This is a genomic window from Bradyrhizobium sp. Ai1a-2, assembly GCF_000426245.1.
Lineage (GTDB): Bacteria > Pseudomonadota > Alphaproteobacteria > Rhizobiales > Xanthobacteraceae > Bradyrhizobium.
In genome coordinates this window covers 40,798-56,392 of sequence record NZ_AUEZ01000011.1, presented here as the reverse complement: position 1 = coordinate 56,392, position 15,595 = coordinate 40,798, and the positions used below count along the sequence as shown (strand labels likewise).

At 63.8% G+C, this 15,595-nt stretch carries 12 protein-coding genes; 3 read left to right on the top strand and 9 right to left on the bottom strand.

Annotation, left to right across the window (positions count from 1 at the left end):
* Positions 1 to 118: 118 nt before the first annotated feature.
* From K288_RS0110370 to K288_RS0110355, 4 genes are read right to left on the bottom strand one after another with little or no spacing between them, the layout of a single operon-like run.
* Positions 119 to 1,558, bottom strand: a complete 1,440-nt coding sequence (locus K288_RS0110370) for an amidohydrolase family protein (RefSeq protein ID WP_027579486.1) — start codon at positions 1,556 to 1,558, stop codon at positions 119 to 121.
* A gap of 14 nt (positions 1,559 to 1,572) precedes the next feature.
* A complete protein-coding gene (locus K288_RS0110365; protein WP_027579485.1) occupies positions 1,573 to 2,598 on the bottom strand; it encodes an ABC transporter substrate-binding protein in 1,026 nt (341 codons plus the stop codon).
* 36 nt (positions 2,599 to 2,634) lie between these two features.
* Positions 2,635 to 3,411, bottom strand: a complete 777-nt coding sequence (locus K288_RS0110360) for an ABC transporter permease (protein WP_027579484.1) — start codon at positions 3,409 to 3,411, stop codon at positions 2,635 to 2,637.
* A 1-nt stretch (position 3,412) separates the two neighbouring features.
* Entirely contained in the window at positions 3,413 to 4,270 is an 858-nt protein-coding gene (locus tag K288_RS0110355) for an ABC transporter ATP-binding protein (protein WP_051334467.1), read from the bottom strand.
* Positions 4,271 to 4,467: 197 nt separating this feature from the next.
* Here K288_RS0110355 and K288_RS0110350 point away from each other — a divergent pair, with 197 nt between their 5' ends.
* The 3 genes from K288_RS0110350 to K288_RS0110340 all read left to right on the top strand — a co-directional run bounded on the left by K288_RS0110350 (position 4,468) and on the right by K288_RS0110340 (position 7,789).
* On the top strand, positions 4,468 to 5,226 hold the full coding sequence (locus K288_RS0110350) for a GntR family transcriptional regulator (protein ID WP_027579482.1): 759 nt from the start codon (positions 4,468 to 4,470) through the stop codon (positions 5,224 to 5,226).
* On the top strand, positions 5,226 to 6,467 hold the full coding sequence (locus K288_RS0110345) for an amidohydrolase family protein (protein ID WP_027579481.1): 1,242 nt from the start codon (positions 5,226 to 5,228) through the stop codon (positions 6,465 to 6,467). Before K288_RS0110350 ends, K288_RS0110345 begins: the two co-directional genes overlap by 1 nt.
* 101 nt (positions 6,468 to 6,568) lie before the next feature.
* Positions 6,569 to 7,789 carry a mandelate racemase/muconate lactonizing enzyme family protein gene (locus K288_RS0110340; protein ID WP_027579480.1) on the top strand — a complete coding sequence of 407 codons (1,221 nt, stop codon included), beginning with the start codon at positions 6,569 to 6,571 and terminating at the stop codon, positions 7,787 to 7,789.
* A 54-nt stretch (positions 7,790 to 7,843) separates the two neighbouring features.
* On the opposite strand, the gene K288_RS0110335 is transcribed toward K288_RS0110340, so the two are convergent.
* From K288_RS0110335 to K288_RS0110315, 5 genes are all read right to left on the bottom strand, one after another.
* Positions 7,844 to 9,085 (bottom strand): ABC transporter substrate-binding protein, encoded by a 1,242-nt coding sequence (locus tag K288_RS0110335; protein ID WP_051334464.1) that lies wholly within the window; start codon positions 9,083 to 9,085, stop codon positions 7,844 to 7,846.
* Positions 9,086 to 9,207: 122 nt separating this feature from the next.
* Positions 9,208 to 11,256 (bottom strand): hydantoinase/oxoprolinase family protein, encoded by a 2,049-nt coding sequence (locus K288_RS0110330; RefSeq protein ID WP_043159581.1) that lies wholly within the window; start codon positions 11,254 to 11,256, stop codon positions 9,208 to 9,210.
* Positions 11,257 to 11,489: 233 nt separating this feature from the next.
* Positions 11,490 to 13,154, bottom strand: a complete 1,665-nt coding sequence (locus K288_RS0110325) for a hydantoinase B/oxoprolinase family protein (RefSeq protein ID WP_027579477.1) — start codon at positions 13,152 to 13,154, stop codon at positions 11,490 to 11,492.
* 5 nt (positions 13,155 to 13,159) lie between these two features.
* Positions 13,160 to 14,416: an MFS transporter gene (locus K288_RS0110320; protein ID WP_043159579.1), complete on the bottom strand. Its 1,257-nt coding sequence runs from the start codon at positions 14,414 to 14,416 to the stop codon at positions 13,160 to 13,162.
* A gap of 184 nt (positions 14,417 to 14,600) precedes the next feature.
* Positions 14,601 to 15,446 carry a CmcJ/NvfI family oxidoreductase gene (locus K288_RS0110315; protein WP_027579475.1) on the bottom strand — a complete coding sequence of 282 codons (846 nt, stop codon included), beginning with the start codon at positions 15,444 to 15,446 and terminating at the stop codon, positions 14,601 to 14,603.
* Between the last annotated feature and the right edge of the window lie 149 nt (positions 15,447 to 15,595).

Below are 15,595 nucleotides of genomic sequence, written 5' to 3'. Positions count from 1 at the left end.
TGGCCAGCGCGAACGACGCACCGGCTCATTTTTTGTTGCGAACATCAAACCTTGCGGGCGCGATGATGCAAGCGGAAACTTCTCCCGCGTTGCGGAATTCGCTTTGATGTGCTTGCGTTTAGCGACAGTCGAGTTGCGCTTCGAACCAGTTTTCAAGCGAAGCCGAAAGCGGCTGCCACGCGGAAAGAAAGCCAGAGAATTTTGCCGCGCTGCCGCGATAGATCGCGCGCAATTCCTGCTCGATCGCCGGAAGATCGACGCCGGTGACACGGCCGTCGCTGACGATCGTGCGTCCATCGACCACGACGTCCTTGAGCAGTGACGCATTGCCGCGCGCGAACAAAAGATCGATCGGACTGACCGGCAGGATCTGATTGCGGTCGAGGCGGTCGAGATCAAGCGTGACGAAATCGGCCGGCGCACCCGGCGAAAGCCCGCCGCTTCCTGGCGCGCCTGTGGTGCGGCGACCGTTGCGGATGGCAAGCGCGAAGAATTCGGCCGGCGTCCAGGTCCGCTTGAAGCCAACGCCGCCGTGCATCATCTGCACCAGCCGCATCTCGCGCAGCACGTCATCGTCCTCATCGAGCGCGAGCCCATCGACACCGACGGTGACCGCGCAGCCGCATCTGTGCGCGGCAGCGATCGGCGCGAGGCCCGAACGAAGATGCATGTTGGAACTGAAATTGGTGACGATGCGCGCACCGGAGGCAGCGATCATTTCCAGCTCATCAGGCCGTGCATGGATGCAATGCGCCAGCGTCAGGCGTTCGGAGAGAAAGCCGATGTCGCGGAGATAGCGGACGATGCCATCAGGAAAATGCTGGTCCGCCCAGGCACGCTGGTAGATCGTCTCCAGCAGATGCATGTGAATGCGGCGGCCGGTCAGCGCCGAATTCTCGGCGACGGCCTCCAGCAGCGGCCTGGAACACCATTGCACACCGGCCGGGCCGAGCTGCACGTCGATCTTCGGGCCGGCAATCGCCGCAGCAATTGCTTCGGTCAGTTCGATATAGGCCTTCGGCGACATCGGCGCGCGGACGAACAGGTCCTCGATCGTCTTGCGATCGTCACCGGACAGATTTGAGAGCACCGGCTCGGCATCGCCATAGACGACCGGATTCTGGTCACGCACGGCGATTGCAAAGGCGATGCGGATGCCGACGTCGGAGGCTGCGCGCGCGATCTGCTTGGCTTCCTCCACCAGCGGCATGGTTCCGCTCGGGCGGGTGTAATGCACCATCATCGCGGCGCAGCCGGCGCGCGCCGAGCGCGCCAGCGCCGAAGCCGCGGTGAGATAGGGATCGACCGGCGAGCCCAGTGCGGAGCGCAGCAGCCAGCTCTCCAGGGGCATGCCGAGCGCGCCGAAGGACGATGCGGTCGGCCGCGCATGATCGTGGGCGTTGACGAACGCAGGAAGCACGAAGGAGCGCGGCCCCGCCGGCGGCGCTCCCTCGTCGATGGAGGCGATGATGCCGTTGTCGTGCCGGAGCACGACATCATCAAGCACGCCGCGGTCAAGACCGGCGAAGAGGCTATGTGCCGGAACTTCGTTCGCCATGACCGCAGACTAACTCAGTTCGTGATGTAGACCAACTCCCGCTCGGCCCGCGGCGGCAGGAACTCGCGGCTGAAGATTTCGGATGGTGTCGGCGTGCGCGTAAGCTGATAGCCTTCGACGATGATACCGATGGCGCGGGCCATGCGGTCGTCCTTGATGTCGCCGACGCCGATCTCCTTCATTTCCGGCGAAACGATCAGCTTGTCGAAGGAATATTGCAGGCGACGCTTCTCGACGTCGACATTGATCAAATTGTCGAAATTCACCGCGGCCTTCATGCCGGCATTCTGGTCCTTCGCAACCGCGATCAGCCCCTTGTTGACGGCGCGGACGAGGCCGGCGACGGCCTTCGGATTGGAGGCGAGCAGTTTGCGCGAGACCATCACGCCGTTGGAATAGAGATCCATGCCGTAATCGCCGAACGAGAACCATTTGAAGTCCTTGTCAGGATCCTGGCGGTTCAGGACGAGGTTGAAGTAGCTGGTGATGTTGAAGACGAGCGCAGCGTCGATGTCGCCCTTGATCAGCATCGGCTCCTGCAGGTTCGGCGCCATGTTGGAGATCTTGATCTTCTCGCCGTCGAGCCCGTTCTTGTGCACGAATACCGGGAGCAGCCGCGTGGTCGGCGTGCCCTGCGCGCCGCCGAGGGTGTGGCCTTCGAAATCCTTGATGGTCTTGATGCCGCTCGTGTTCTTCGCGACGATCGCGAACGGCGGCTGGTTCCACATCATGTAGACCATCACAGGTGCATCCTGCGGCTTGGTCGCGGCATTCTGGATGATGGCGTTGACGTCGCCGAAGCCGGCATCGTAGGCGCCGGACATGATGCGCGTCACGGTCGCGCCCGAGCCTTCGCCCTGGTCGATGACGACGCTGAGGCCTTCCTCTTTGAAGTAGCCATGGTCCTTGGCGTAGAAGAAGGCGGCATCCGAGCCTTGCGTCTTCCAGCCGAGCGTGAACTTGATCGTGGTTTCCTCAGCCGACGCCGTCCCTGCGAACAGGGCCAATCCCAACAGCGCGGCGCTCACTTTCTTCAGCATGACGACCTCATGAACGGTGGTTGATGAAACTCTTTCTCAGGTGGCAATCACGTCGTTCTTGCGCGTGGCCCAGCCCGTGACCTGGCCTTCGATCAGCGAGAACACGACGTAGAGCGCAACGCCGAGGCCGGCGAGCACGAACAGTCCGGCGAACACCAGCGGCACGTTGAAATTGGAGGACGCCGTCATCATCACATTGCCGATGCCGCGGTTGGAGGCGACGGTCTCCGAGAGCACCGCGCCGACGAAGGCGTAGGAGATCGCGACCTTCAGCGAGGCGAAGAAGAACGGCATGGTGCGGGGCAGACCGACATTCCAGAGGATGTCGAATTTGCTGGCGCCAAGCGCCTTCAGCACGTCCTCCAGTTCGGGTTCGGTGGTGGCAAGCCCGGTGGCGATGTTGACGACGATCGGGAAGAAGCAGATCGAGAGCGCGGTGAGAACCGCCGGCACAGTGCCGGAGCCGAACCAGAGCACGAAGATCGGCACCACCGCGACCTTCGGGATCGAGGAAAAGCCAATCAAGAGCGGATAGGCCGTGTCATAAGCTGTCTTCGAGACGCCGATGAAGGCGCCGAGCACGACACCGAGCGCCACGCCAAGCACGAAGCCCAACATCGTGGTCGCCAGCGTCTGGATGATATGCGGCCACAGCACCGGAAAGCGCTCGAACAGCGTCACGAAGACCTGCGACGGGCGCGGCAGCACGAGGTCCGACATGCCGGTCATCAGGCAGAACAGTTCCCAGGCGACGAAGAACAGCACGATCAGCACCGCGGACCACGCCTTCTGCCTGATATCGAGTGCCGTCATCTCAGGCCGCTCCTTCCTGCACCGCGCTGCGCGCGTCGACGATCATCGCGCGCAGCTTCTGGTTCAGCGCGACGAAATCCGGCTCGAACGTCATCGCCACCGTGCGCGGCCGGGCAAAGCCGACATGGCTGTCGTCGAGGATGCGGCCGGGACGCGCGCTCATCACGCAGATTCGGCTGGCGAGAAAGCCGGCCTCGCGCAGATCGTGGGTGACCAGCAGCACGGTCGGCTTATGCGTCATCCAGAGCCCTTGCAGGATCGACCACAACTCCTCGCGCGTGAACTGGTCGAGCGCGCCAAACGGCTCATCGAGCAGCAGGAGGCGCGGCTCATGGATCAGCGCGCGGCACAGGTTGGCGCGCTGGAGCATGCCGCCGGAGAGCTGCCAGGGAAAACGGCCGCCAAATCCCTTGAGGCCGACCTGCTCCAACAGCGCGTTGGCCTTGTCGCGGAATTCGGTCTTGCGCAATTTCCGGAATTGCGAGCGGAACGGCTCGACGATCTTCAGCGGCAGCATGATGTTCCGCTCGATCGTCATCCACGGCAGCATGGTCGGGTTCTGGAATGCCATGCCGACCCGCATCGCGCGCGCCGCCACCTCGCGGCCGCCGACAATGACGACGCCGGTCGTGGGCTGCACCAGGCCGCTGACCAAGCGCAGGATCGTCGATTTGCCGCAGCCGGACGGACCGACCAGCGCGACGAACTCGCCTTCACTGACGTGCAGCGTCGTCTTCGATAGCGCCGGCACCGCGCGGTCGCCGCGGCCGAACGTCACCGAAGCGTCGGATAGTTCAATGGCGATCGGTGCGTTGCCGGAGGGAACCGGCTCGCCCGAGAATTCGGAATTTGCTTGCATGCGCATCACGAGGGAAAGTGCATGCAAGCCAGATGCCAGCGGAGCATTGCCGCGGAATCAACGAGATCAGGTAAATCAGAAACGCCTAGGCGGATTCAAATTAGGCAATTCGCCCATCAAAGTGCATGCAATTCGTGCGCACACTTATTGGACGTCCATGCTAAGAATGCGACCGCAAGCACTTACGGGATCAACCAATGTCGCCGCGCGCGGCCAGCAAGACTGCTGAGACTTCCGACAAGGTCAGCGTGATCTGCCGCGCGCTCCGCCGCGCCATCATCGAGCAGGCGCTCGAACCGGGCGCGAAGCTGCCAGAGGATTCGCTCGGCGAGCGCTTCGGCGTGAGCCGCACCATCGCGCGCCATGCGCTCGGACAATTGGCGGCAGAAGGCCTCATCGAACTACGCCGCAATCGCATCGCCGTAGTGGCGACGCCGAGCTGGCAGGATGCGCGCGACGCCTTCGACGTCCGCATTCAGCTCGAGCGCCTCGTGGTGCGCCACCTCGCCGGCAAGCTCACGAAGGCGCAGATCGCGGAATTGAATGCGCATGTCGATGCCGAGGACCGCGCCCGTGGCGGCTCGGACCCGGTCTCGATCAGGCTCGCGACCGAATTCCACATCCTGCTCGCGCACATGACGAACAGCCCGATCCTGATCCGTTATGTCAGCGAGATCGCCTATCGCTGCTGCCTGACGCTGTCGCTGTTCAGCCGCCCGCATTCCTCGGAATGCGCCATCAACGAGCATCGCGCGATCATCGCGGCGCTGGTCAGGGGCGACGAGGAGAAGGTGATGAGCCTGATGCACAGCCATTTGGACTCGGTGGCGGGCCGTGCGCTGGTTGCTCCGGTCCCGCAGCGCGGCCGCGACCTGCTCGACATTCTTGCGCCCTACGCCGAAGAGGCCGAGGGCGGCCGCGTCGTCAAACTGCCGAAGGCGGCGCGCGGACGCTAGTGACGATGCGAACTGCCTTCGATCTCATCTTCCGCAATGCGCGCACGCGAAATGCGAGCACGCCGGTCGATATCGGCGTCGCCGGCGGCCTGATCGCCGCGATCGAGCCGCGCCTCGTCTGCGAGACGGCGGAAATCGATGTCGGCGGCAAGCTCGTGCTGTCAGGCTTCGTCGACACCCATATCCATCTCGACAAAGCGTGCCTGCTCGGCCGCTGCGCCCATGACCATGGCACCGTCAGCGAAGCCATCCGCGCCGTGGCGGCGATGAAGCGCGACTTCACCGTCGAGGACATCCATGCCCGCGGCGCGCGCGTGATCGAGCGTGCGATCACCTTCGGCACCACGCGGATGCGCACGCATGTCGAGATCGATCCGCGCATCGGCCTGCGCGGCTTCGAGGCGGTCAAGGCGTTGAAGCGTGATTATGACTGGGCGATTGATATTTCCCCGTGCGTGTTCCCGCAGGAAGGGCTGACCAACGATCCCGGCGCTGAGGAATTGCTGATCGCGGCGCTGCGCGACGGCGGCGAGGCGATCGGCGGCTGTCCCTATGTGGACACCGACCCGAACGCGCATATCGAGAGGATCTTCGATCTGGCGCAGGAGTTCGACGTCGACGTCGACCTGCATCTCGACTTCGACCTCGATCCATCCTGGTGGCACATGGAAGAAGTCTGCCGCCAGACCGAACGCCGGAACTATCAAGGTCGCGTCGCCATCGGCCATGCGACCAAACTATCGGCGCTGCCACCGGATCGGTTGAAGGCGGCGACCGAACGGCTGGCCAAGGCTGGCGTGGCGGTGACCGTGCTGCCCGCGACGGACCTCTATCTGTTGGGGCGGGACACGACGCACAATGCGCCGCGCGGGCTCACGGTGGCTCACAAGCTCGTCGCCGACGGCGTGCTCTGCTCGGTGGCGACCAACAATGTGCAGAATCCGTTCACGCCGTTCGGCGATGCCTCCCTGCTGCGGATGGCTAATTTCTACGCCAACATCGCCCATGCCGCTGTCACCGAGTTCGACGCCTGCCTCGATCTGGTGACGGACCTCCCTGCCCGCCTGATGAACCTGCGGGACTATGGCATCAGCGTCGGCAATCCCGCCGACATCATCGTGCTCGACACCGATAGCGGCCGTGGCGCAATTGCGGAATTGCCCGAGGTGCTCATGGGCTTCAAGAGCGGACGCCGGACCTTCGAGCGGCAGCGGCCGATGCTGTTTCCGCCAAGGAGCTAGTCGCGACCTGCCGATCTGGATTGCCGCTGATGTGATTGACGCGCCGGCCGTTCCATTGTTGTTATCGGTCTCAACGAAACAACGGCGCCGGGCAGGAAATCATGAGCAAATCGTCCAACATCAGAAGCATCGAAACGCTCGCCTGCGATGCCGGCTGGCGGAATTACCACTTCGTCAAGGTGACGACCGAAGACGGCATCGTCGGCTGGAGCGAGTTCGACGAAGGCTTCGGCGCGCCCGGCCTCACCGCCGCGATCGAGCGGCTGGCGACGCGGATCATCGGCAAGAACGCGCTGCAGCATGAACGCATCTACGCGGAACTGTTCTCCGCGACCCGGCCGGCCGCCGGCGGCGTGGTGGCGCTGGCGCTGGGCGCGATCGAGAACGCGCTGCTCGACGTCAAGGCAAAGGCGCTCGGCGTGCCTTGTTACGAGTTGCTCGGCGGCAAGATCCGCGACCGCATCCGGGTCTACTGGTCGCATTGCGCGACCTGGCGCATCAACCATCCCGACTGGTACAAGCCGGCCATCACCGATCTCGACGGCGTGAAGGCGATCGGCCGCGAGGTGCGCGAGAAGCGCTTCACCGCGATGAAGACCAACATCTTCGTGTATACCGACGGTAAGCCGCAGGGCTGGCGACCGGGCTTCGGCTCGCCGTTCGAGCCCGAGATCAATGTCGACCGCACCGTGCTGCGCAATCTCTGCATGCACCTGGAGGCGATCCGCGACGGCGCCGGATCCGATGTCGATCTGCTGCTCGACCTCAACTTCAACGCCAAGACTGAAGGCTATCTCAAGATCCTGCGGGCGATCGAGAAGATGGACATGTTCTGGGTCGAGATCGACACCTTCAACCCGCAGGCGCTCGGCTACATCCGCCGTCAGAGCCCGCATCCGATCTCCTCCTGCGAGACGCTATTGGGCCTGCGCGAGTTCCTGCCCTACTTCACCGAGCAGGCGATGGACGTCGCGATCATCGACACGCCCTGGAACGGTGTGTGGCAGTCGATGAAGATCGCGAACGCCGCCGAACATTTCGAGGTCAACGTCGCCCCGCATAATTTCTACGGCCACCTCTGCACCATGATGAACGCGCATTTCTCGGCGGCGGTGCCGAATCTGCGGATCATGGAAACCGATATCGACCGGCTCGCCTGGGACCATGAGCTGTTCACGCATGTGCCTGAAATCGTCGACGGCCACCTCGTGATTCCGGACCGGCCGGGCTGGGGCACCGAGCCGAACGAAGAAGGCCTGCGCGCGCATCCGCCAAAGAGCAAGGGCGGATTGCTGAATTACGGGCAGGCTGCCAGGAAGTAACTGTCGTCCCGGCTCAAGGCCGGGACGACAGCGAATGTGTGGCTTCGTTCGGGATCACTTATCCCCCGGCGCGTTAACGAATGCGCTTTCGATCACGTCGCCGATCGGTTGCCAGATGTTGCCGTCGAACTGCACCAGGCGCATCTGCTTGATCGGGCGGAAATCGGTCGGGCTGGTGTTGATCGCGATGCCAGGCAGCGCGACCGGGTTGAGATAGTTCTTCAAGGACGCGGCCTGGCGCATGATGTTCTCGCGCGACAGGTCATCGCCGCACTGGGTCAGCACCTGGACCATCGTCTCGGCCGCGGCGTAGCCGAAGATGGCGTAGCTGTCCTCCTTGTCGCCATCGGGAAAGTATTTGTCCATGAAGGCCGACCATGCCTTGATCGGCGGGTCCTCCTTCCATGCAGCATCGTCAGCGTCCTTCAGGAAGGATGTCGAGATCACGCCGAGCGCATTCTGCAGCCCTGCCGGCCGCAGCGCGCTGGCGATCGAGGCCGAGGCATTGTCGAGGATGAAGACCGGATGCCAATCCAGGTCCGCGGCAATGCGGATGGCGCGGGCGGCGATTGCCGGCGCTCCGTTGAACACCAATATGTCGGCCCCGGAATCCTTCAATATCTCGATCTGCACCTGGATCGAGGTATCGGAGGCATCAAAGGCGAGATCGGCGACGATCATGCCGGCGGTATCACCGAGTCCTTCCTGCAATCCCCTGAACAGGTCGCGCCCGAACTGATCGTTTTGCCAGAGCACGGCGATCTTGCTGTCGGGATAGGATGCCTGGATGTAATTCGCATAGATCCGGCCCTCGGCACGGAAGGTCGGCTGCCAGCCCATGCTCCACGGATATTTCTTCGGATTTGCCCATTCCTCATCGCCGGAAGCGACGAACAATTGCGGGATCTTCTTGTCGTTGAGATAGGCCCGGGTCGCCAGATTGCTCGGCGTGCCGAACGAGCCGAACATCAGCAGCACGTTCTCCTTCTCGACCAGTTCGCGCGTCTGCTGAAGTGCCGTGTGCGGATTGGAGCTGTCGTCGACAGAGATGAACTTGATCTTCCGTCCGTTGATGCCGCCGCGCTCGTTGACCATGTCGAAATAGGCGGCTTCCGCCCTGCCGATGGTCGCAAAGGCCGCCAGCGGTCCGGTGTAGGGCATGACGTTGCCGATGCGGATGTCGTTGGCCGCGGCGCCTCCTTCGGACGCTTGCTGTGCACTGGACGGCGCCCACGCAAGAAGCACCGCGGCGATGAGGGACAGTGACAGTCTTGCTCTTCTTCGTTGTGTCAACATTGCCTCAAACCTGCTCTGAAAGCACAGCCTGCAGCACCTTCACGAGAACACAACAATACCGCGCAAATATGATCAGAGAAGTGAAAATGGTGCATTGCGGCGATGAGCGCCGTTGCGGATCGTCAACGCAATGCAATATCCAGCCAGCCCAAGGCGTTGACGGACACGCGGTCGGCGGTGTCGATCAGCACCGTCGTGGTTTCGGCTTCGATGATCGCGGGACCGGTGAGCGACTGGCCGGGACGAAGATCATCCAGCCCATAGACCGGCACCTCGCGCCATCCGCCGAACCAGGCCTGGCGTCGGCTCCGTGGCGAGCACGGCTCTTCCGAGACCATCGCCTTCGGCCCTTCGGCGCGCCGTGCCACCTCGCCTACGGCCGCGACGCGGGCGTTGACGAACACGACTTCCTGGCCGGGTGAGGCATAGGTGTAGAGCTCCTCGTGGCGTCGGTGAAAGCGCTGCTCGATCTGGTCGACGACATCATTCGCGTCCAGATCGAGATCACCAAGCGGCACGTCGATCTCGAACACCTGCTCGCCATAGCGCATCTCGGCGGAGCGCTCGATGCTGACGGGACCCTTGAACCAGGAGCGGAGCCGACCGGCGGCCTGCTCTTCGAGCTGGGAATATAGTTCGCGCACTTCGCCGGCGGTGATGCGCGCACCGGCGCCATAGTGCGTGCGGCTGACCTCGTAGCGGAGATCGCTGGTCAGCATGCCCCAGGCCGACAGCACCGACGCCACCGTCGGCACGATGATGCGCCTGATCTCGAGTTCGCGCGCGACTTCCGCCGCGTGCAGGCCGGCGGCACCGCCAAAACTGAGCAGCGCGAATTTCCGGGGATCGACGCCGCGGCGCAGCGTCATCAGGCGGATGCCGTCGGCCATCTTCAGGTTGATCATCTTGTAGATGCCGGCGGCAGCCTCCAGCCGCGACAATTCCAGGGCGACCGCGATCCTGTCGATCGCCGCTTCCGAGGCCGCACGGTCGAGCGGACGCTTGCCGCCCATGAAAGCGCCGGCATCGAGGTAACCAAGGACGACGTTGGCATCCGTGACGGTGGCAGCCGTGCCGCCATTGCCGTAGCAGGCCGGGCCCGGCACCGAACCGGCGCTCTCCGGCCCTACCCGCAAGGTGCGGCTGCCATCGACGCTCGCGATCGAGCCGCCGCCGGCCGCGATGCTCGCAATGTCGAGGCTGCGTAGCGCGATGCGCTGGCCGGCCAGCATGCCGTCGGCCGAGAGCGAGGCCTGTCCGGCTGCGATCAGCGAGATATCGGTGCTGGTGCCGCCCATGTCGAACGGCACGAGATCCGGAATTCCCAGGAGGTCCGCGCAACGGCGACTGCCGGAAATGCCGCCGGCCGGCCCCGACAGCACGGTGCCCGCGGCAAGCCGCGAGGCTTCCTCGACCGGCGCCATGCCGCCATGCGACAGCACCACAAACAGCGTGCCCCTGAAGCCGGCCTCCATGAGCCGCTGCTCGAGACTTGTCAGGTAGCGCCGCACGATCGGCTCGACATAGGCGTTCACGATCGTGGTCGAGACGCGCTCATATTCCTTGATCTGCGGCAGCACATCGCTCGAGCGCGAGATATTGATCCCGGGCAGTTCTTTCGCGAGCCGCTCGACGGCCGCGAGCTCATGCGCGGGATTGAGATAGGAGTGCAGGAAGCAGACCGCGACCGAAGTAGCGCCCGAGCTTTTCACCGCAGAGATCGCGCCGCCGAGCGATGCGGCATCGAGCGGGATCGACGCGCTGCCATCTGCCTTTAGCCGCTCGCGCACCCCGAGGCGGCGCTCGCGCGGGACCAGCGGCTCCGGCGGCGGCGTCCGCAGATCGTAGCGATCAGGCTTCAATCCTTCGCGCATCTCGACGACGTCGCGATGGCCTTCGGTGGTGAGCAGCGCAACCCTGGCGCCTTTGCGCTCAAGCAGTGCGTTGGTCGCAACCGTCGTGCCATGAACCAGACGATCAGTATTCGCCAGCATGTCCGCACGCGAGACGTTCAGGCGCCGTGCCAGTTCTTCCAGGCCCGCCATCACGCCGATCGATTGATCCGACGGCGTGGATGGCGATTTCGCGAACACCGTGCGCCCCGCTTCATCCGTGGCGACCAGGTCCGTGTAGGTACCGCCGACGTCAACTCCGATCGTGTACATGGTCATGGCACGATCCGGTTGCCGCGAGCTGACTTCACCTCTCCCGCTTGCGGGAGAGGTCGGCGCACCCGGATCGGCGCTTCGCGCCGTCCGAGTACAAGCTCCGCGCCGGGTGAGGGCTCTCTCTGCACGTTCGAACAGCGTGAATCGCGGAAACACCCCCACCCCGGCCCTCCCCCGCAAGCGGGAGAGGGAGCGCAGCTTCGTCTTGGCGCTATTCGATATAATCTCATCATCGGCTATCTACGCTGCTCCACGGGGACATCGACCAGACCCTGCTCGATATCGCGCTGGCGCGCCTCGGCCGATCGCTTTGCCGGCGGTCCCCAGCCGCCGCCACCGGAGGAACGGATTTCCAGGCAATCACCGGGACGGAGATCGATCCCGACCTCTTTGGTCTTGAGCACGCGCGGCTCACGGCCCTCGGACAGCAGGCGATAGCGATGCGGTTTTCCATCTTCACCGCCGAGCATCCCGCAGGGGCCGTAGCGGACGCCCTCGCCAGCGGTGTTGCCCTTTGCGGGCTTCTCGGTTTCCAGCACCATGTCCAGGGAAACGCCGAGGCCGCCACGAAACTGGCCATCGCCAGCCGAGCCGGGGCGGAATTCGTGGTGGCGAAAATGGAACGGAAAGCGCACTTCGGCGACCTCGATGCTGCCGAACTTGAGCCCGCCGACGGCGTGCCACTCGCCGATCGACGACCAGCCGTCGCCACCGCATGAGGCGCCGCCACCGGGGCGGGCCTGAAACATGTGCCAGATGAAGTTGCGCCCGGTGCGAGGGTCCTCGCCCTGGATTGCGATGCGGAAGCGGCGACCCCAGCCGGCCATCGCACGCTCCGGACAGGAGGCCGACAGCGCCTTGATGATCGCCTCGACGATCTCGTTGGAGGGATGGCTGGTGCACAGTGTCACCGGCCGGCCCGGATCAGCCCAGACCACGGTGCCCTGTTTCGCGATCACCTTCAGCGGTCGCAGCGCGCCGGTGTTCTTCGGGATGTCGGCGTCGATCAGATAGGCAAAGGCCATTGCCACCGCTGCCTGCATATTGGCATGCGAGGAATTCACGAAGCTCGTCGACTGCGGGTCGGAATCGGACAGGTCAACCTCGATGTCGCTGCCCCTCTTGGTCACCTTTGCCGCGATGCGGATGTCGCTGCGGCCGTGGCCGTCATCGTCGAGGAACGCTTCGCCATGAAAGACGCCGTCCTTCCAGGTGGCAACGACAGCGCGGGTCTGCTGCTCGGTGGCGTCGAGGATGGCTTCGATGGCGGCTTCGACCACGGGTGCGCCGAACTCGCCGAACAGTCGCGCGACGCGGCGCTCGCCGAGATGGGCGGCGCCCAGCATCGCGGCAAGGTCGCCGCGGAATTCCCTGGGGTTGCGGATGTTCAGCGCCAACAGATCAAGCAGGTCCTCGCGCAGCTTGCCGGCCTCGCAGAGCTTGATCGGAGGGATGCGCAGCCCTTCCTGAAAGATCTCGGTGGCATCAGGGTTGTAGGCGCCATGGGTGGCGCCGCCGATGTCGCTCTGATGGGCGCGGACGATGGTCCAGAGCAGGCGCTTGCCGCCGTCGAAGACCGGCACGAAGGCGGTGAGATCGGGAAGATGGCTGCCGCCGTGATAGGGATCGTTGAGCAGGATGACGTCGCCCGGCTCAACGTCCTTGAAGCGCTCTTCGACCGCAAGCGTGGCCCAGGGCAACGCGCCGACATGGACCGGGATGTGATCGGCCTGTGCGATCAGCCGCCCGCTGGTGTCGCAGATCGCGAGCGAAAAATCGCGGCTGGAATTGAGAATCTGCGAATAGGAGGTGCGAAGCATGGCTTCGCCCATCTCCCTCACGATGGAACTCAGCCGATGCTGGACGACGGACCGGGTGATGGGATCGATCTTGCCGGACATGCCGCCTACTTTATCCCGGCAACCGACGACGTATAGATCAAAAACACAACCGTGCCGGCCAGCAGGGCTGCGGCCATGAACACCATCACCGCCGGCAATCCATAGAGCGCCGCGACCACGCCGGTTACGGATTGCATCAATGCCGCGCCGAGGAAAAAGGCGAGATTGATCGCCGAAAGCGCCTTGCCGGCGCTCTGGGCGTCAACGAGCTGCCTGGTCATGCCATAGAGCAGCGGCTGCGCCGAGACGGCAAGACCGATCAGGACGAACAGGACGAGATCATATTGCGGCGGCATGACGGCGGCGCCGAACAGACTGGATACCGGGTAACCCGGCGCGCCCAGGGCCATCAGCAGAAGCAACAGCGCCGATGCGAAATGGGTTGCCGCAACAACGGTGCGCCGGTGGCCGAACCTGCGATCGACCATACCGATGCAGACCGGCCCGACGATCAGCGCCAGCGTGAACAGTCCGAGTTGGTTGCCGGCTTCGATGCGCGTGAGCCCCTTGACGTCCATCAGCCACGGCCCGCCCCACAATCCCCTGAGCACCAGCGACGCCGCGAGCGAGACCAGCGACAGGGCAACCAGGCCCCGGAGTTGATGGGACAGGCCAAGGCGCAAGACTTCCATCATTTGCGACAGCGGCGAGGAATCATCCTTGTGCTCGGCCGGCTGCTTCGGTACCAGCACAAGCACCGCGAGCAGCACCGCAACGCCGCCAATGGCCGATATCCAAAACCCCGCCCGCCAGCCGAAACGGTCGACCACGAAGGCCAAAGGGCTCGACGACAGCAGCATGCCGATGTTGCCGATCGACAGGATGGCGCCTGACCACAGACCAAACTGCGCCGGCGAAAGCTGTTTCGCAGCCAGCGTCATCGGGCACATCAGCATGCCCGATGTCGCGATCCCCAGCACGAGCTGGCCAACGAGGAAGCTCTCCGGTCCGGTCGCAAACGCTGAAGCCATCGATCCGAAGATGGTTCCAACCAGCAGGCTCAGGGAAACCGGGCGAACGCCGAAGCGGTCCATCGCGGCGCCGACGGGGACCTGCGACGCGGCAAACGCAAAATGATAGATCGAGGTCAGACTCGCGAGCGTCTGCGGCGGCGTCGCGAAATCGGCGGCCATCAGGTCGAGGCTGATGGCCGGGATCGTCCGCAGCAGGGTGGACAGCATATGGCCGCAAGCCAGGGCCAACAGAGCAAAAATCAGCGTGCGGGTACCGAATCCCGCATCATCTTTGGTAACGCCGCCCACGACTCGTATCGTCTCCGAGGAATTTCGGGACGGCGTATCACCAATAGCGCGCGAACGCCAATCTGTGCCCAGGTATTAGGCAGTTCAAATCATGATCCGATTAATGAAATCGGATCGTGATCTCATCTCTTTGTTTGCGCACGCTCTTTTCGGAGAACCGGTCTCCACTTTTCCGGATCATGCTCTAATGCTTATGGAACACCAGCGTCCGCACTTCGATGCTTTCGCGGGGCTCGGCATCGGCCGGCGTCGTGGGATCGATGAAGGCGGTATGCGGCGCGAAACGCGTGCGGCCGTCGGCTTCGGAATCGTAGCACTTGAGCAGCAGCGCCTCGTCCGGCGTCATCTCCGGGAAATAGAACCAGCGGTGGTTCGCATTGTATTTCACCGAATAGGTCTCGCCCCGACGGTTGGGATAGATCAGATCGGAGGCGATGAGATCGCCGGGCGTCACCGACTGGCCGTCGCACATCGCCAGCGGCGCATCGCGCAGCGGCCCGCGGATCGGCCTCCAGAGGTTGATCACCTGCACCCGGCCCTTGACGAGTTCATTGGCCTCATCAGGCAGATGTTCGAACACGCGGTTGCGGCCGGATAGATCGGTCTGGTCGACATGGACGCGCGTCGCCGGCTGGCGCGGCGTGCCGTCGCGCACATCAGGAGCGCCCTCGACGCGCTTGCGTACGGTGTGGTCGAAGATGACGACTCGATCGGCCTTCAGCGTCGCCTTCAGGAATGCTTCGACAGCGGGATAGTAGACGCGCCTGATTTCGTTGTCGTCGTAGTAATTCCTCACCGCGGTCGGATGCTTAACCAACGCGAAGCCTTCGCGATCGAGTGAAAACCGGTCGGCGATCAGGCGGCCGTCGAAGATCGGAACGTTGTGGGGTTCGGGGAGCGCCGTCGACTTGGGCTCGCCGGGCGGCGGATCAAGGGCGTAGGTGCGTGGCTTGCCCGCGACCGGGGCGAGGTAGTTGAGCTCGGCAGTGACGAAGGGAAGCGACTCTATCTTGGTTTCATGCAGGCCCATGGTGGTCTCCCGGACTCCCTATTGTTCGGTCTGTTTCATTTTGGCCGGGTGAACCGCTCCGGCAAGGGAGGCCGAGAAATAGCAACGTTGACATTCCCGCGAGGATCAAACATGGAAAATCCTTTCGGCGCTCTCGACCCGCCAAGCGG

Bases quoted from the DNA above. Each gene is read 5' to 3' on its own strand.
- K288_RS0110370 (WP_027579486.1), bottom strand. From the start codon at position 1,558: ATGGCGAACGAAGTTCCGGCACATAGCCTCTTCGCCGGTCTTGACCGC.
- K288_RS0110365 (WP_027579485.1), bottom strand. From the start codon at position 2,598: ATGCTGAAGAAAGTGAGCGCCGCGCTGTTGGGATTGGCCCTGTTCGCA.
- K288_RS0110360 (WP_027579484.1), bottom strand. From the start codon at position 3,411: ATGACGGCACTCGATATCAGGCAGAAGGCGTGGTCCGCGGTGCTGATC.
- K288_RS0110355 (WP_051334467.1), bottom strand. From the start codon at position 4,270: ATGCAAGCAAATTCCGAATTCTCGGGCGAGCCGGTTCCCTCCGGCAAC.
- K288_RS0110350 (WP_027579482.1), top strand. From the start codon at position 4,468: ATGTCGCCGCGCGCGGCCAGCAAGACTGCTGAGACTTCCGACAAGGTC.
- K288_RS0110340 (WP_027579480.1), top strand. From the start codon at position 6,569: ATGAGCAAATCGTCCAACATCAGAAGCATCGAAACGCTCGCCTGCGAT.
- K288_RS0110335 (WP_051334464.1), bottom strand. From the start codon at position 9,085: ATGTTGACACAACGAAGAAGAGCAAGACTGTCACTGTCCCTCATCGCC.
- K288_RS0110330 (WP_043159581.1), bottom strand. From the start codon at position 11,256: ATGACCATGTACACGATCGGAGTTGACGTCGGCGGTACCTACACGGAC.
- K288_RS0110325 (WP_027579477.1), bottom strand. From the start codon at position 13,154: ATGTCCGGCAAGATCGATCCCATCACCCGGTCCGTCGTCCAGCATCGG.
- K288_RS0110315 (WP_027579475.1), bottom strand. From the start codon at position 15,446: ATGGGCCTGCATGAAACCAAGATAGAGTCGCTTCCCTTCGTCACTGCC.